Annotated in this window: 14 protein-coding genes; 1 reads left to right on the forward strand and 13 read right to left on the reverse strand. The window is 40.3% G+C overall.

Annotation, left to right across the window (positions count from 1 at the left end):
• Window positions 1-317 precede the first annotated feature (317 nt).
• From lldD to lldP, 3 genes are read right to left on the reverse strand one after another with little or no spacing between them, the layout of a single operon-like run.
• Window positions 318-1469 (reverse strand): FMN-dependent L-lactate dehydrogenase LldD, encoded by a 1152-nt coding sequence (gene lldD / locus NDN11_RS17620; protein WP_004801823.1) that lies wholly within the window; start codon window positions 1467-1469, stop codon window positions 318-320.
• Window positions 1466-2200: a transcriptional regulator LldR gene (gene lldR / locus NDN11_RS17625; RefSeq protein WP_251111565.1), complete on the reverse strand. Its 735-nt coding sequence runs from the start codon at window positions 2198-2200 to the stop codon at window positions 1466-1468. The genes lldD and lldR overlap by 4 nt, the downstream gene beginning before the upstream one ends.
• 37 nt (window positions 2201-2237) lie before the next feature.
• Window positions 2238-3905 (reverse strand): L-lactate permease, encoded by a 1668-nt coding sequence (lldP, locus tag NDN11_RS17630; RefSeq protein ID WP_251110348.1) that lies wholly within the window; start codon window positions 3903-3905, stop codon window positions 2238-2240.
• Window positions 3906-4288: 383 nt separating this feature from the next.
• Here lldP and NDN11_RS17635 point away from each other — a divergent pair, with 383 nt between their 5' ends.
• The gene (locus tag NDN11_RS17635) at window positions 4289-5659 is read left to right on the forward strand and encodes a phosphohexomutase domain-containing protein (RefSeq protein ID WP_251111566.1); all 1371 of its coding nucleotides are present in this window, start codon (window positions 4289-4291) and stop codon (window positions 5657-5659) included.
• 50 nt (window positions 5660-5709) lie between these two features.
• Here NDN11_RS17635 and galE read toward each other — a convergent pair whose 3' ends face one another.
• The 10 genes from galE to NDN11_RS17685 form a co-directional block, all read right to left on the reverse strand.
• Entirely contained in the window at window positions 5710-6726 is a 1017-nt protein-coding gene (gene galE / locus NDN11_RS17640; protein WP_251110349.1) for a UDP-glucose 4-epimerase GalE, read from the reverse strand.
• Window positions 6719-8392: a glucose-6-phosphate isomerase gene (gene pgi / locus NDN11_RS17645; protein ID WP_251111567.1), complete on the reverse strand. Its 1674-nt coding sequence runs from the start codon at window positions 8390-8392 to the stop codon at window positions 6719-6721. The genes galE and pgi overlap by 8 nt, the downstream gene beginning before the upstream one ends.
• 2 nt (window positions 8393-8394) lie before the next feature.
• Window positions 8395-9654: a nucleotide sugar dehydrogenase gene (locus tag NDN11_RS17650; RefSeq protein ID WP_251110350.1), complete on the reverse strand. Its 1260-nt coding sequence runs from the start codon at window positions 9652-9654 to the stop codon at window positions 8395-8397.
• A gap of 16 nt (window positions 9655-9670) precedes the next feature.
• Window positions 9671-10546 (reverse strand): UTP--glucose-1-phosphate uridylyltransferase GalU, encoded by an 876-nt coding sequence (gene galU / locus NDN11_RS17655; RefSeq protein WP_251110351.1) that lies wholly within the window; start codon window positions 10544-10546, stop codon window positions 9671-9673.
• A gap of 12 nt (window positions 10547-10558) precedes the next feature.
• Entirely contained in the window at window positions 10559-12433 is a 1875-nt protein-coding gene (locus tag NDN11_RS17660) for a polysaccharide biosynthesis protein (protein ID WP_251110352.1), read from the reverse strand.
• A gap of 142 nt (window positions 12434-12575) precedes the next feature.
• Window positions 12576-13748 (reverse strand): DegT/DnrJ/EryC1/StrS family aminotransferase, encoded by a 1173-nt coding sequence (locus NDN11_RS17665; RefSeq protein WP_251110353.1) that lies wholly within the window; start codon window positions 13746-13748, stop codon window positions 12576-12578.
• A 25-nt stretch (window positions 13749-13773) separates the two neighbouring features.
• A complete protein-coding gene (locus NDN11_RS17670; RefSeq protein ID WP_251110354.1) occupies window positions 13774-14424 on the reverse strand; it encodes a NeuD/PglB/VioB family sugar acetyltransferase in 651 nt (216 codons plus the stop codon).
• Window positions 14421-15032, reverse strand: coding sequence for a sugar transferase (locus tag NDN11_RS17675; protein WP_251110355.1), 612 nt, complete (start codon window positions 15030-15032; stop codon window positions 14421-14423). The genes NDN11_RS17670 and NDN11_RS17675 overlap by 4 nt, the downstream gene beginning before the upstream one ends.
• Before the next feature lie 55 nt (window positions 15033-15087).
• Window positions 15088-16344: a glycosyltransferase family 4 protein gene (locus NDN11_RS17680; protein WP_251110356.1), complete on the reverse strand. Its 1257-nt coding sequence runs from the start codon at window positions 16342-16344 to the stop codon at window positions 15088-15090.
• A complete protein-coding gene (locus tag NDN11_RS17685) occupies window positions 16344-18176 on the reverse strand; it encodes a hypothetical protein (protein ID WP_251110357.1) in 1833 nt (610 codons plus the stop codon). The genes NDN11_RS17680 and NDN11_RS17685 overlap by 1 nt, the downstream gene beginning before the upstream one ends.
• Window positions 18177-18228: the final 52 nt, after the last annotated feature.

The raw sequence follows: 18228 nt of genomic DNA on the forward strand, positions 1-18228 counted from the left end.
ACCAAAGGCATTGTCACTTACAGAACCTGTTCACTGTATCCATTTTTCAAGTTGCATTGCAAAAACAATATCTTACCAATACCACGCAGGCTGTAAGTGACGTTTAGCACCAGCAACTAATTTCTTAACCTAAGTAGCTACACGTCGGTGGCAAGGATGCCGCCTGTTCCGATGCGGTAGCAAGGAAGTACCGTCATCGGAATAGAGGATTTTTGGTTACTTTTGATCCTTCAAAAGTGACAAATGCCTATACCTCAGACATAAGCATGTCACCAGACTTGGTGGCTGTGCCTACTGCATCACTTAGCAAATTATTCTTAAAAACCTTGTTTAATTGCCTGTACCAAACAATCCGCATTAATCTCTTGAATCGACTTAGCGCCCGTCAAGGTCATCGCTACCCGCATTTCCTTCTCAATCAGATCCAGCAGATTCGATACCCCTTGCCCACCTGCTGCTGCCAAGGCATACACAAAAGCACGTCCCAATAACACCGTATCCGCACCTAGGGCTAACATACGAACCACATCCAGACCATTACGGATGCCTGAGTCTGCCAAAATCGCTAGATCACCCTTCACCGCATCAGCAATCGCAGGCAAGGCACGCGCAGAAGACATCACCCCATCGAGCTGACGCCCACCATGATTGGATACCACGATGCCATCGGCACCAAAACGCACTGCATCTTTGGCATCTTCAGGATCCAGAATACCCTTAATCACCATCGGGCCATCCCAAAACTCACGAATCCACTCCAAATCTTTCCATGAAATTGATGGATCGAAATTAGAGCCTAACCAGCCGATATAATCTTCAAGCCCTGTTGGTTTGCCTAAATATTTCGAGATATTGCCCAAGTCATGCGGACGCCCACACATCCCAACATTCCATGCCCAATGTGGATGCAACATCGATTGCAGATAACGACGCATCGCTGCATTTGGTCCACTCATGCCTGAATGTGCATCACGATAACGTGCACCTGGTACAGGCATATCCACAGTAAATACCAATGTCGAACAACCTGCCGCCTTGGCACGTTCCAAGGCATTGCGCATAAAACCACGATCACGCAACACATACAACTGAAACCACATTGGACGTTGAATTGCAGGTGCTACTTCCTCAATCGGACAGACAGAAACCGTCGATAAGGTAAATGGAATGCCCTTTTGATCTGCTGCCACTGCGGCTTGCACCTCACCACGACGTGCATACATACCGGTTAAACCCACAGGTGCCAAAGCCACTGGCATCGACAAAGTTTCGTTAAACAGCTTGGTTTCCAGACTCAATGCCGACATGTCATTCAGCACCCGTTGGCGCAAGGCAATTTCAGAAAGGTCTTGCACATTGCGCTTTAAGGTATGTTCCGAATACGCTCCACCATCAATATAGTGAAATAAAAAGGGCGGTAAACGACGTTGTGCCGCAGCACGATAATCATTGCCAGAAGAAATAATCATTTTGAATCAACTCTCGTTAAACGTGTTGCACGTTTCTGGCGAGCTTCATCTTCGCCCAGAGCACGTACATGATTAATCACAAATTCAATATGACCGCACACCGCTTGGCGTGCAGCCTCGGGATCTTTACGATCAATCGCATCCATCACCTGAAAATGCTGCTCACTGAGCAAGTCACCATTGACAGGATGGTTATAAACTTTGTTACGCCCGAGCAAGACGTTGTATTGCAGCAAGTCAAACAGACTGCGCATCATTTGGATCAACACAATATTGTGTGAGGCTTCAGCAATTGCTAAATGAAATTCCGCATCCGCAACTGCTGCCTGAGCCGAATCTCCGGCATTTTGATGACGGCTAATCTCATCAAAATAATGATGGATTTTGGCACGATCTTCGGGGGTCGAACGCAATGCGGCATACCACGCAGTTCCGCCTTCCAGTAACAAACGCGCTTCCTGTACATCAAAACGGTACAACGGATCTTCTTCAATCAGGTTACTGATCGGATTCACAATCAACTGTTGTGACCATTGCTCAGGTAACTGATGAATATAGGTGCCATCACCGCGACGGCTACTGAGCACGCCTTGACTTTTTAACTGCTGGATCGCTTCACGTAAAGAAGGACGAGACACCCCCAAACTAGTCGCAAGTTGACGCTCGGCTGGCAAACGATCACCTTTTTTCATCTGGCGCTGCTCAATGAGTGCCTGTAACTTCATGACCACTTGATCGGAGATTCTCATCACATTTCCTTGATTAGAGTTATGGAATCATCCACGGCACCAGATAAGCCTGAACCGTGACGATGATGCCAACAAAGACTGTAAATATGATGCTATGTTTTACCGTGAAACGGAACAAGTCAGATTCTTTTCCAACCAAGCCCACTGCTGCACAGGCAATCGCGATCGATTGCGGGGAAATCATCTTGCCTGTCACACCACCACTGGTATTGGCTGCCACCAACAACACTTCTGGAATCCCAATTTGCTGTGCCGTAGTCGCTTGCAATGCCGAGAACAGTGCATTGGATGATGTATCTGAACCTGTTAGGAATACACCCAGCCAGCCCAAGAATGGCGAGAAGAAAGTAAACGCATGACCCGTATGCGAGAGTGCCAGAGCCAAGGTTGCAGATAAACCTGAATAATTGGCAATAAAGGCAAAGGCCAATACCATTCCTATCGAATAAATCGGGGTTTTTAACTCATTTAATGTTTCAGCAAAGGTACTAACTGCGTCACGGGTTTTCATTTTCAGAAAAATGATGGTAATAATCGCGGCAATAAAAATGGCGGTTCCTGTCGCAGAGAACCAGTCAAATTTATAGATTGCTTCATAAGCGGTACTTTCAGACACAATCGGTGGCATTTTTTCCACCAACTTATGCAGATAAGGCACTTCTATTTTAAAAATCCAGTCTGCCAACGCACCGTCTTTGGCAAAGAGTGCTTTAAACGGTTGAACACTCCAAATGGTCACCATAGCAGTCAAAATCATAAACGGTGACCATGCTTTGGCAATCTGTGTAATGCTATAACGCTGTTGTGATGAGGCCGCATGGCTTGCTGCTTGTTCATCAGTCATTTCGAAACGGAAAATATGTTTAGGTTTCCAAACGCGGAACAGCAAAGTTAGACTAACGAGAGAAGCAATCGCAGCCGTAATATCAGGCAATTCTGGTCCCAAAAAGTTTGACGTCAGATATTGTGCAATCGCAAAAGCACTACCACCGACCAGTACCGCTGGCCAAGTTTCTTTCACGCCACGCCAGCCATCCATGATCGCCATAATCCAGAACAGCACTATGATGGTTAAAAATGGCAATTGGCGACCTACCATCTGACTGATTTCCATGGTATCGACACCCGACACCTGTCCTGCCACGATAATCGGAATCCCCATCGCACCAAAAGCAACAGGTGCCGTATTTACAATCAGACAGAGGCCCGCAGCATAGAGTGGTTTAAAGCCCAATCCAACCAACAACGCTGCAGTAATCGCAACAGGTGCACCAAAGCCAGCCGCACCTTCCAAAAAGGTACCGAAAGCAAAGCCGACCAATAACATCTGCAAACGCTGATCTTCGGTAATCGATAGAATACTGGAGCGAATCACATCAAACTGCCCCGTTTTTACCGAAATTTTATACAGAAAAACCGCCCCGATAATAATCCACGAGATTGGCCATAAACCGTAAATAAAACCATAAACAACAGAAGCAAATGCCATTTCAATAGGCATTTGATAGAAGAATAAAGCAATCAACATGGCAATAATCACGGTACAGGTTCCCGCGACACTGCCCTTCATACGAAAGACCGCCAACGCCAAAAAGAAGAAAATAATTGGGATCAACGCGACTGCACTAGATAGCCAGATATTATTTAAAGGGTCATATAGTTGTTGCCACACATTTAGCATTCTCATCTCCTTGAAATGCTGGGCGTCATTTTGTTTTTACTTCGATATTTAACGAATCTTCTCAATATTGGTATGACCAATATTGAATAAATAAGCAAAACACACTCATTTGCAATGTTTATGCATCTTAATTACATGAATTAAAAGGATCAACCCTATTCACATGGTGATAATTGGTATGACCAATAATAATTAAAATAAATCAATCCTTTTGCTCTGCTCTAGTTATTCCACATTCGACTAAAGTCTTATAAAAGGTTTGTCTTTACGGCAACCCTGCGAAGTTGAACTCAACTGGAACACTGGATAAAGAACTATAAATATGACTTCTTGGTGATATCTGTATAATGTGTTCACAACTCAAATCACATCCCTATGAATTGAATAATATGACTCAACTGACTTGTTTTAAAGCCTATGATATTCGTGGCAAACTCGGCACAGAACTGAATGAAGAGATTGCTTATAACATTGGTCGTGCCTATGGACAGATCTATCAACCCAAAACCGTGGTGATCGGTTGTGATATCCGTTTAAGTAGCGAGGGCTTAAAACAGGCAACTATTCGTGGTTTGAATGATGCAGGCATCAATGTGCTTGATTTAGGTATGACAGGCACAGAAGAAGTGTATTTCGCAGCCTTCCATTTAGATGTGCAAGGCGGTATTGAAGTGACTGCCAGCCACAACCCAATGGATTACAACGGCATGAAATTGGTGCGTGAGAATGCACGCCCTATCAGTGCGGAAACAGGCTTAAAAGAAATTCAAGCACTAGCAGAATCAGGGCAATTCACTGAGGTTGTGAATAAAGGCACCACGCAAAACTACAATATTTTACCTGAGTTCATCGAGCATCTGCTCACCTATATTGATCCGCAAAAAATTAAACCACTTAAACTAGTGGTCAATGCAGGGAACGGCGCAGCAGGCCATGTGATTGATGCCATCGAACAAAAATTCCAGCAACTCAACATTCCAGTGGAATTTATTAAAATTCATCATGAAGCTGATGGCAACTTCCCAAATGGTATTCCTAACCCAATTTTAATTGAAAACCGTGACAGTACCCGTGATGCAGTACTGCAATATCAAGCAGATATGGGGATTGCTTGGGATGGCGACTTTGACCGTTGTTTCCTGTTCGATGAAAAAGGGCAATTTATCGAAGGCTATTACATCGTTGGTTTATTGGCACAGGCCTTCCTGATCAAACAATCAGGCGAGAAAATCGTGCATGATCCACGTCTGGTCTGGAATACCTTTGACATTGTCGATCAATACCAAGGCGTTGCGGTACAGTCAAAATCTGGACATGCCTTCATTAAAGATGTGATGCGTGAACACAATGCTGTGTATGGCGGGGAAATGAGCGCACATCACTATTTCCGTGATTTTGCTTATTGTGACAGCGGTATGATTCCGTGGTTACTCACCATTGCACTACTTTCAGAAACAGGACAATCGCTTTCAACACTGGTTGAAAATATGATTGCCAAATTCCCATGCAGTGGCGAGATCAACTTTAAAGTGGCGGATACACAAGCCACAGTACAAAAAATCTTTGATCACTATGCCGATCAGAATCCTCAGGTAGACCGTACCGATGGCGTGAGTCTTGATTTTGGTGCATGGCGCTTAAACGTCCGTGCTTCCAATACTGAGCCATTATTACGTTTAAATATTGAAAGCCGTACAGACCAAAATCCGCAACCGATGCAGCATTATGTAGATGAATTAACGGCTTTAATTCAGAGTTAAGTTATTCCAAATAAAAAGGAGCATATCGCTCCTTTTTATTTGCTTGGTATTTAGTTAAAGCCGTTTGGATTCTGCTTCTGCCAGTTCCAACTGTCGGCCAACATATCTTCCAGAGTATATTGAGGTTGCCAACCGAGTTCATCCTTAGCTCGCGAAGCATCCGCATAAAATGCTGCCAAATCTCCAGCTCTCCGCTCAGCAAATTCAGTCAAAATCTGAACCTCATTCACTTTTTCAAAAGTTTCTTTGATTTGCAGAACTGAAATTGGAGTTCCTGTACCAATATTCCAAGCTCGACACCCTTGATTGTTTAAACGATTGGTAACCGCCAGAACATGGGCTTTAGCCAAATCAACAACATGAATAAAGTCCCGTTCGCAGGTACCATCTTTGGTTGGGTAGTCATTGCCAAAAATCGAAAGTTTTTCACGTCGCCCTACAGCCACCTGAGTGACATAAGGCATTAAATTATTAGGAATCCCTTGAGGGTCTTCCCCAATCTGTCCGCTTTTATGTGCACCGACTGGATTAAAATAACGTAATAAAGCAATCGACCATTTTGAATCTGCTAATGCTATTTTTTGCAGCATCTGCTCAATAATTAATTTGGTATAGCCATAATTATTATTGGGTAAACTTAATGGCATCTCTTCTTGATAAGGAGATGGATTCAACTCCCCATACACAGTAGCAGAGGAGCTAAAAGCCAAGGTAAATACACCAGCTTTCTCCATTGACTTGAACAATTGAACACTGCCAGCAATGTTATGATCAAAATATGCCAAAGGAATTTGCTGACTTTCCCCAACTGCTTTTAAACCTGCGAAATGTATTACTGCATCAATCTGATGATCTTTAAAGACTTGGTCTAGCTCAACTTGGTTACGGATATCCCCTTGCACAAAGATTAGCGATTTATTTGCCAGCTTCTGTACTCGACGTAAAGCTTCTTCCGAGCTGTTTGAGAGGTTATCAAATACAATCACCTCATGGTCTGCACTGAGTAACTCTAAACAAGTATGCGAGCCAATATAACCCGCGCCACCTGTGACTAAAATCTTAGCCATCTATTTTTCCTAACAATATTTTCAATAAACCTTGCGTTGATGTATCAAAACTAGATAGATCATCTTGCTCACGGTTTAAAATCGGTAATAGCTGATTGGCAATTTCCTTACCTTTTTCTACCCCCCATTGATCAAAGGGGTTGATATTCCACAACACGGATTGCACAAATACTTTATGTTCATACATCGCAATCAGCATCCCTAAACTATAAGGATTCAGTTCTTTGAGTAAAATGGTGGAACTTGGTTGATTACCTTCATATTGTTTATAGGCAGGCAAGTCCTCTAATTCATCTGATGCCAAAGCTTGATTACCAAAAGCCAATAAGCGTGACTGTGCCAAACAATTCGATAAGGCCAGATGATGCTGCTCGATCAAGGCTTCTGCACTTTCAGCATAAGTAAATTGATTGGCATTATAACGTTTCACAGGTGCAATAAAATCACAGCTCACCGAATGTGTCCCTTGGTGCAGCAGTTGATAAAATGCATGCTGCGCATTGGGCCCCACTTCGCCCCAGACAATTGGACATGTTGCTGACTTTACTTTTTCACCATTACGCTGAATTGATTTACCATTGGACTCCATTTCGAGCTGCTGCAAATAAGCCGCGAAATATTTGAGTCGTCCGTCATAAGGCAATACCGCATGGGTCTGGATATCCAGAAAGTTATTGTTCCACGCGCCTAATAAACCCATTAATACAGGAATATTCTGCTGAAAAGGTGCTGTTTGGAAATGTTGGTCAATGGCATAAGCACCTGCTAATAACTGCTTAAAACCCTCTACGCCAATGGTTAGTGCGATCGGTAAGCCGATACATGACCAAAGTGAATAACGTCCACCCACCCAGTCCCACAGCAACAGCTGCTTATCCGGTGCGATCCCCCACTCTGTCATTTTTTCGGGTTTAGTCGAGACCCCAATAAAATGATTTTTTAGAATTTCAGCATTTGTACCCAAGGCCTTTTCCAACCATTGGCGCACAGTTTGCGCATTTGAAAGCGTATCAATTGTGCCAAATGACTTGGAGGAAATAATAAATAAAGTCGTTTCAGGTCGAAGCTGATGCAGCAATTCAGACAGTTGACTGCCATCCATAGTCGAAACGAAATGCACATCTAAAGGTTTTGCCGTGGCAACCTTAAAATCAGACAAAGCATGGGTAACCATAACTGGTCCCAAATCAGATCCACCAACCCCGATGTTGACCACATCTTGAATGACTTCACCCGTTGCACCACGGTATTGACCAGCATGAATTTTATCAACCAAGGTATACATGCGTTCAAGCTGTTGATGCACAGCTTGATTAATCTCAGTAAAATTTGAATGAGATTGAGGCAGACGTAATGCCCAATGCATCGCGGCCCGATGTTCGGTATAATTAATCTGCTCAGAAGAAAATAATGTTTTGATCCATTGTTTTAAATCTTGTGCCTGAGCCAAGTCGACCAAACTATTTAAAATATTCTGATCAAGGCGATGCTTACTAAAATCTAAAACAATTTGGTCACATTCAACCGAAAAATGTTTAAAGCGTGTAGGATCAGCCGCAAATAATTCTTTGAGGTGGATATCTTTAATTTGCTTTTGCAAAGATGATAACTGCTCAAGCACTGACGCTGGCTCCTTAACAGTAAAGGGCTGAATCTGTTTTATCATCATTAACGCCCCACTCCCATATATGCAAAGCCTTGTAATTTTACATAGTCTGGATCATAAATATTGCGACCATCCAAAATTAAAGGATGCGCCATAAGCTGTTCAAGCTGTTTGAACTCTGGGCTCCAATATTGTTTCCATGCAGTTAATACACATAGCCCATGCACATTTTTCACTGCATCATACTGATCTTGATAAAGGATCAGATCATCACGTTGCCCATACATCTGTTTAATTTCATCCAGAGCTTGTGGATCATGTAGATGAACAGTTACGCCTTGTGCCCAAAGTGCTGCAAGCATTTGATGAATAGGTGATTGCTGAATGCTTGAGGTATTCTCTTTAAAAGAGGCCCCCCAGATCGCTATTGATTTACCCTGTAAATCCCCATGATAGTAATTCCAGAACTTGCGGAATAGGATTTCTTTTTGTTGCTCATTGATATCCCAAACTTGAGCAAGTAACTGGCTTTTCACTCCAGTATTTGCAACTGTGTTTGATAAAGTCAGGATATCATGAGAAAAATTTTCACCGCCAAAACCTGCACCTGGCGCCAAATAAGCTGAGCCGATACGACTATCTGCAGCCATACCCTGTCGGACTGAAGCAATATCAATTCCAAGTTTTTCTGCCACAACGGCTAAATCATTAATGTAACTAATCCGTGTCGCTAACATGCCAGAGATGCTGAGTTTGGTAAACTCAGCATCTAAAATCGGCATAAACAAATATTGGTGTTCCAAAGGAAAAAATGGTCGCAGCAATTCTTTCACTTTGCTTTGAACTGTAACTTGAGTGCATCCCACAATCAGTTGCTTAGCTTGAGTCAGACTATGTAAAGCATTCCCCTCCTGGATCGTATCTGGTAAATAGACCCAATCGTCCTCAGACAGGATTTGCTTAAAGTGCTCAGTGCCTTGCAAACCAAAAGTTGATGCATTGATCATCAGCTTAGGATGAATGATTGGACGTAGTTTCAACAACTGTAATAATTGAAAAACTTGTTGTTCTTGTGTTTGGTTAAAGCTAAATAAGTAAGCATCAATATCTAAAGGGATTCCCTCTAAATCTCGATAATTTAGAAAACCACTATTACACTGTTTCTCCAATAAACGACTGACATTTTCATCATGAAATACATATTGCTGATCATCAGCGTTATCATCAATATGTGAACACCAATAAACAAAGTGTCCAGATTCAGACAATAATGCAGACATCACGCCTGCATATAAAGTATTACCAAAGATTGCAACTTTCATAACTACATGCCCTGAACTAGAGGGCCAATTCTTGGATTAAGCCCTTAAAATCTGCGCCCAATTTTGGATGCTCAATACCATAGTGCAATACAGCTTTTAAATAGCCCAATTTACTGCCACAGTCAAAAGTTTGCCCTTTCATTCGATAGGCTTCAACAGCTTCCGATTGTTGTAATGCTGCGATGGCATCAGTGAGCTGAATTTCATTCCCTGCACCGCGTGGCGTATTTTCTAAAAGCGCCATAATTTGAGCGGGTAGAATATAACGCCCGACAACCGAAAGATTTGAGGGTGCTGTACCCACGGCAGGTTTTTCAACAATACCCTGCATCTTGATACTTTCGCCCTCATTCGGCGCAACTGCAACATCAACAATACCATATTGATCAACGAGATTGTCAGGCACCGCTTCAACCATAATTTGCGCAGCTTGTGACTGTTCAAAACGCTGAATCATGAGTGACAAATCATTGTCATTAGTTTGGTTCTTGACCAAGACATCGGGTAATAACACAGCAAAAGCCTCATCCCCCACAATATCTTTCGCACATAGTACCGCATGACCTAATCCAAGTGGTTGCGGCTGACGGACACTCACAACACTGACATGCTTGGGTAAAATATCGGTAATTTCTTTCAGTAGGTCAAATTTCTTTTTTTGCTCTAAAGTGGTTTCCAACTCGAAGTTGCGATCAAAGTAGTTTTCAATCGACGCCTTAGATGAATGTGTCACCAGAATAATTTGTTCTATGCCCGCTTCAACAGCTTCTCGCACAACATATTCAATCGCTGGGCGATCTACAACAGTCACCATCTCTTTCGGAATAGATTTACTTGCTGGTAAGAATCGTGTACCCAAACCTGCGACTGGTAAAATTGCTTTTTTGATCATTTCTTTCTCAGATTAATTAACTCTAACTTCACCGCTACGTTTATAGCCATCTACATAATGTTCAAGCTGGGTTAGGGCCCAGTCCACGTCATGATCGATTGCTGTCATTTGGCTGATTTTACCAAATACACACTCAATTTCGTGTAATGGAAAATGTTTTTCAAACGAACGTAAGATACGGGTATGTTCAGTATATTCGGTATTATCCTGATCAATCAGCAATTCTTCATAAAGTTTTTCACCTGGGCGCAAACCACTATAGGCAATTTCAATATCACCATCCAGTGAACCAGTTTCTCTCACTTTCAAACCGCTCAGCTTGATCATTTGACGGGCTAAGTCCTGAATTCTCACAGGTTCCCCCATATCAAGCAAGAACACATCGCCACCAGAACCTAATGCACCCGCTTGAATCACCAACTGAGAAGCCTCAGGAATGGTCATAAAATAACGAGTTACCTCAGGATGTGTCACAGTTATTGGCCCTCCTTGTGCGATCTGTTGTTTAAATAATGGAACAACAGAGCCAGAAGAACCTAAAACATTACCAAAACGCACAATACTAATTTGTGTATGAGGTTTGGTTTCAGCCATTGCCTGACAATAGAGTTCGGCCATACGTTTTGAAGCGCCCATCACATTGGTCGGCCTAACAGCTTTATCTGTTGAAATCAGAACAAAAGTTTCAACACCTTTTTTAACCGCAGCATTTAAACTATTTGCAGTACCAATGGCATTGTTTTTTAATCCTGCAATTGGGTTACATTCAACTAAAGGGACATGCTTATACGCTGCAGCGTGATAAACTGTTTGAATGTGATATTGTTCAATAATACGTTCAAGTTTTTGCTGATCTTGTACAGTTCCCAAGATCGGAACAATCTTGCATGTTGCGGTTTGTCTCAGTTCTTTATCAATATCATATAACGCAAATTCTGTGAGCTCATACAGCACTAATATTTTTGGTTGATTTTTGATAATTTGTCGACACAGTTCTGAACCAATTGAACCACCTGCACCTGTCACCATCACTACTTTATTCTGAATGTTTTTAGCGATCAGATGAGAAATAGGAGGAACAGGATCACGTCCTAATAAATCAATAATATCAACTTCTTGTATATCGGAAACTTGTATTTCACCATCAACAAGACGGGTTAAGCCAGGTAATTCTGTAATTTTTAAGCGCGCAATTTCAAACTGCTGAATAATTTCAGCTTTACGTACCCGCCCAACTGAAGGAAGTGCGAGTAAAATTTCTTCTATACGATCTTTTTGAAAGCGTTGTAGTGCCTTTTCAACAGAGTAAACTTTTAAGCCGCCGACAATCTGGCCCTGTAAAGATGCAAAATCATCAATAAAGAAAACAGGTAAGTGGTCATCAGAACGATGTAATGCAGCTGCGATTTGCTGTCCAGCATCCCCCGCCCCATAAATTGCAATTCTTTTTCGCCCGATCTCTGAGTAAAAAGATGCCTTAATGATAAACCGAATAACTGCTCGACTAATCCATACCCAAGCAAATACCATAAATCCATACATAAATGGAATAGACATAGGGACATAAGCTGCTGTGAATACATTCAAAATGTACAGTGCAATCATTGTCAGCGAAACAGCAATTGCCAACTTAACAATAAAGACTTCGTTAAATGTTCGGACAATAAAATGATAGACGCCAGTTAGCCCTAGACTTACAACCGTAATGAGACTGATCCAGACAATACCATGATCAATCCCAGGGATAACATCTGCACCTAAATCAAATAAACGAATGACATAGCACAACCATAAAATCACTGGAAAAGCGAAAGCATCCAAAAAAACCAGAAAAATCTGTTTAAATAGCCTTGGTGCTGAGGCGAATTGATGAATAATCTTTTTCACAATGCTCTTCTAATCATCCATTTTACAGTTTGATCTTTATACGCATTTCTTATAGAACTAGAAATGAATTTTACATACTGATTACATAAACATAAAAGCAAGAGTTTGACCTTATATCACTCTCTTGCCATTGTTTCTACAGTTATTGAATCGTACTTTTCACGTTTTGAATGGCACGAATTGTTTTGGCTATATTGTCTTGGCTTAAGGTTGGATGTACCAAAAACATAAGACTGGTTTCACCAAGTTGTTGTGCATTCTGCAATCGCTGTTCAGGACGCCATGCTGTCCCATCAAAGGCATGCTCTAAATACACCTCTGAACATGAGCCACTAAAGCAAGGTACATTTTGTGCATTAATTTCTTGCATGATTCGATCACGTGACCAGCCTTCAGGTAAGGCAGCCAGATTCACCTGTACATAACACTTATAGTGAGCATGTATATAATCACTCGAAGGCAATTGAACAGTAAAATAAGGCGAATCTTCAAATACTTTCAGAATTTGTTCTGCATTTTCAGTCCGCTTCCTTGTCCACTCTGTCATACGCGTAAGCTGAATACGGCCAATTACTGCCTGCATTTCCATCATACGCCAATTGGTTCCAAAAGAATCATGTAACCATCGGAAACCTGGTGGATGTTGTTTGTTATAAACGCTATCGTAACTTTTACCGTGATCTTTATAAGACCACATTTTTTTCCAAAGACCTTCATCGTTGGTGGTGACCATACCGCCTTCACCACCTGTGGTCATAATTTTATCTTGGCAGAAAGACCAAGCCGCAATATGCCCAATACTCCCCGCAGGCCTACCTTTATATTGTGCACCATGCGCTTGTGCACAATCTTCAATTACATAGAGCCCTTTCTCTTCGGCAAGTTGCATAATTGGATCCATATCGCACATCCAGCCTGCCAAATGCACACAAATAATCGCTTTGGTATTTGGTGTAAGTACCGCTTCAATGGTCCGACGTGAAATATTTTGAGAATCCAGCTCAACATCAGCAAAAATAGGATTAGCCCCAGCTGTAACAATAGAGCTTGCAGAAGCAAGGAAGGTGCGTGAAGTAACAATCACATCATCACCAGCCCCAATTCCCAGAGCTTTCAAAGCGACATCTAGTGCAACGGTGCCATTGGTTAAAGCCACCGCATATTGAGTGCCCGCAAATGTTGCAAACTCTTTTTCAAACTCTCGGCATTCTTGCCCTGTCCAGTAATTTACCTTATTTGAAAGTAATATTTCTTTAATTGCGTCCGCTTCTTCTTGGGTAAAACTTGGCCATGGTTCAAATGCAGTGTTCAACATTGTGATTTCCTAATAAAAATATGTCTTACTTTCTTTCTAAAACTCTTGCAGGATTACCAACAACAGTTACACCCGCTGGTACACTCTTGGTCACGACCGCCCCCATACCCACAACAGCACCTTTACCAATCACCAATGGCTTGTCTGGTGTGCCCTGTTTGATCACTGCCCCAGTACCAATATAGGCATGGTCCTCAATATGAATATTGCCATTACATTTCACACCTGGGGCAAAGGTAACGTAGTCACCAATTACACAATCATGAGCAACGTAACTATAGATATTAGCGTGGAAAAATTTTCCAATTTTAATATTTGAGGTCAAACAAGTGAATGGGCAAAGTAGACTCCCTTCACCTATCTCCACCTCATCTAGAATCACTGTATTGCCTGCTTGGACTGCTAAATGTTGAACTCCATCCTCATTTAGTCGCACAACTAGTTTTTCACGAACAATACTATTTGCTATAGCAATCGTTACAGCCTTATGCGTGGCTGTGTTATTAATAAAATCTGTATAGGTTAAAACTGAATAACCATTTAGACTTTCACCTGCTTGTCCATCATCAATAAAAACAAATTGTTCTTTTTTCAACGTTGGAAATTTTTGGCGGACTAATGGCATCACTTCCTTACCAAAACCACTCGCACCGTAAACACCAATAAATTCAGTCACTTATCCAACTCCTTATTATTTGTTCCAGTAAATTTACTCATTGTCGCCTCTCCAGCTTCACTGATATCATCCTTAGCAATGACCTTCTTCACTGTTTGCAACATAATTTTAAAATCTAACCAAAGTGATCTGTTTTCAACATACCATGTATCAAGTTTAAATTTTTGTTCCCAACTAATTGCATTACGTCCATTGACCTGTGCATGTCCTGTCATACCTGGACGTACATCATGGCGCTTGGTTTGTTCTTTGTTATATAAAGGTAGGTATTCCATGAGTAATGGACGTGGTCCCACAACACTCATATCCCCTTTAATCACATTCCAAAGCTCAGGCATTTCGTCCAGACTCGTTGAACGTAGCATCTTACCAAAAGGTGTTAAACGCTCACTATCTGGTAAAGGATTGCCCTGTTCATCCAGTGCATCCTTCATGGTGCGGAACTTAATCATTTCAAAAGGCTTGCCATGCAAACCTGGGCGAACTTGACGAAAAAGAACTGGTGAGCCTAAGTTCTTTTTTACTTTATGAGCTACATAGAAATATAAAGGTGAAAGCAACACCAAAGCAATTGAAGCAATAACGATATCAAGTAAACGTTTAAGCATAAATTAGGCACATGACAAAAAATTAATAATTATTCCCACTATAGGAATACTCAATTTACTTTCTTCTATCAAAAGATGGCATCAAGCTTTCAATTTTAGACAAATATTGTTCAGCTAATAGTTTATAACTACGATTTTTATAAACCCAATCCCGCCCTCTGCTCCCCATCTCGTTTCGAGCATCTGGCGTCATTTGAGCAATAGACAGTAGTGCATCTTTTATCCCAACTTCCACATGCTCTCCTTCTTTTGGAGATACAAATACACCACAACTAGCTTCGTTAATCATAGTCGGGTAACCCGTATAAGAAGCAACAATAGGTTTTGCAGCAAGCATATACTCAACAACTTTATTCATAGATTGACCATAATTCCAAACTTTGGAATGCTGGGTCGACAAATATAAAATGTCACATTTTTCCAAAAGGAATTTTACCTCATTCTGCTGAATTCTTGGCAAAAATGTAACATTATCACATTCAAGCAAATCCGTTTCGAATTTGGCCCGTAAATCACCACTTCCAACCATTATGAAGTGGATATTTGAAAAACACTTCAAGTCTTTGATTACACTAATAAAAGGCTCTAAAGAATTAGTAATTCCCATACTGCCTGCATAGCCAACAACAACTTTATCTGAAGGAATAATTTTAGAGAATGGGTTCTCTATATCATTGAAAGTGACATTATAATTTTCTGGATGGAATCCCAACGGAGCACAATGAAAATTAAAATGTTTATGGCCTAAAATATTTTCAACATGCAAATCTAATCTTGGCATTGTTCCCACAATCAAATCTGAGACCTTATAGCCAAATTTCTCAACAAGTCCTATAAATAAGACCAGAGGGTGCCATTTTGAAAATCCAGCTTCCTCCGTCATTGTTAAGGGCCAAATATCTCTAATTTCAAACACCAAAAAAGCTTTGTATTTTACTTTCAAAAAGAATCCATAAAGAATACTTAAAATTGATAGAGATGAGACAATAACAACATCTGGTTTTTCAACTGAACTCCTCTTAAAACAAAACAGTAAACGCTCAAAGTCAAACCAACTTAATATGCGTCCTAATGAGGTTGTTTTTTTGTATTTCTTGGTTTTAAGCCAATATACGGGAACAGTATCAATAATTTCTTTATTGTAAATATCCGTTGTTTCAGGAAATTCTGCTAAATGATTAGCATCAGATGTAAACAACGTTACATTATGTCCACTTTTTATCCATTCCTGACACAAATAAAATAACCTTGCAGGCATTTTGCTATATTTTGCAGGGCTCGCATATTTAGATATACACCAAATATTCATCATTAATCTTCCTGATATATTTTAGGAATATTATTTACAATATTAATAACTTCTTCAAAATTCATATTTAAAGTATCTAGATACCAACGGATATTTTCATATCGTGGTTGGTTTTCATTCATAACTAATGCCAATGCTTCCTCACGAGTTACTTGACCTTCTCTAATTTGATTACTTCTAAAAGTATCATGCTCAGTAAATCCAGCCACGGTATAATAAACATAATTATAAAATGCCGCCGTTCCATCACCAATACGCCATGTTGTTGAAGTATCTACAGCCTTTTCCCAGTGATACTCATTTAAAAGCGTATCATCAACAATATTTTCATCCCAACGCCAGTAATCAAAAAGATGATAATAGTCTTTTTTCTCTGTAAAACTACGGAAGTATTCTCCAGAAAGAGTATCCCAGAGAGAAGTATTGAAGTAACTAGGGCTGTCTAACATTGCTTTAAAACGCTTACTATGGTAAACCATCTGTGCGTTCATGCCGTGACTATAAACTCTCTTTTCTTCAAAATCTGGTGGAATATCTAAAAATCCAGTTTTAAAATAAGTAACTTCTAAAGGGTTAACTCCCCACAGATTCAAATTAATACCTGTCTGTTTTTTAACATCTTCTACATAACGGAAAAAATGCTTATCACCTGCTGTAAGCATTGCCATCATTCCTAAATGCGGCGAACGAAGCCATGCTTTTAGGTTTTTCCGAATATTTTCTCGCTTTTTAGAAATATCTGCTGCAACAATAATATTCTCAACACCTAGTTGTGCGCACATGCGGCTAATATTTCTTCGCCCTAGATCTGTTACCATTCCCCAATCATATGTATAGGTCACTGGTTTCATTTTAAGCTCATTTACAATTAAATGTAGCCCATAGCAACTATCTCGTCCTCCAGAAAAAGGCACAATACAGTCCAATTCTTTACCAGCCCTGCGATAAGGTTTTACTAATTCAAATAATTCTTCTTTCGGCTTTGGGTTATTTCTTAGTTTATAACTATGGCAATAATTACATACGCCTTTATCATCAAATCGGATAAATGGCATGGTTTCTGGCAAAATACAACGCGAACATCTTTTTAAGTCTAATAACTCATATTTTAATAAAGACTTTTCTTTAATATCAAATACGAATTCTGGGATTAAGTTTTCTTCGCGCTGCTTTTCATCTACTACATTAAATTTTTTGGTATTATGGATTGGTATATCTAGAATTATAGCTTCATCTTTAATTTGACTAATATTTTTTGCTGATATTTGTTCTAAAGCATATCTTTCTGAAGCGAAGAAAATATTTTCACCATCATATGCTATATATAAACTCCCATTGTTAGAAAATAATACTAGCTTACCAAGATCAGCAATAAGTAGTGCACAAGCAACTACACCTTTACATGCACCTAATATTTTTTCAGAAATTTTTTCAACGGGTTCATTATTTTTTAAAGTTTGCTCAGCTATTGCAACAATCACTTCTGAATCAATTTTGTATTTACGATCTACATCCAATTTTCCCCATATTTCCTCATCATTCACAATGATTCCATTATGAATCGCACAAATATTATCACGTATAACTGGTTGATTATCACTTAAACCATTTGTAATTAATCTGCTATGCCCAAGGACTATATTAGCTTGATATGGCTTTACTTTAGATAAAAGCTTTATAACATCATAATCTGCTCGATTAATATAATATTGATTGTCTTTAAAATATACTAATCCACTTGAGTCACGTCCACGTTGCCGAGAATGCTTTACTAGAGTTTTAAGCTGCTGTTTAGGAACGGCCTGCTGAGAAATTACACCAAAAATACCACACATAACTTAATCCATCCAATTTATAAAATAACTAGCTGTTTAGCTAAAACTTTTC

Origin of the sequence: Acinetobacter sp. C26M (genome assembly GCF_023702675.1) — a bacterium.
In the GTDB taxonomy this organism is placed as follows: domain Bacteria; phylum Pseudomonadota; class Gammaproteobacteria; order Pseudomonadales; family Moraxellaceae; genus Acinetobacter.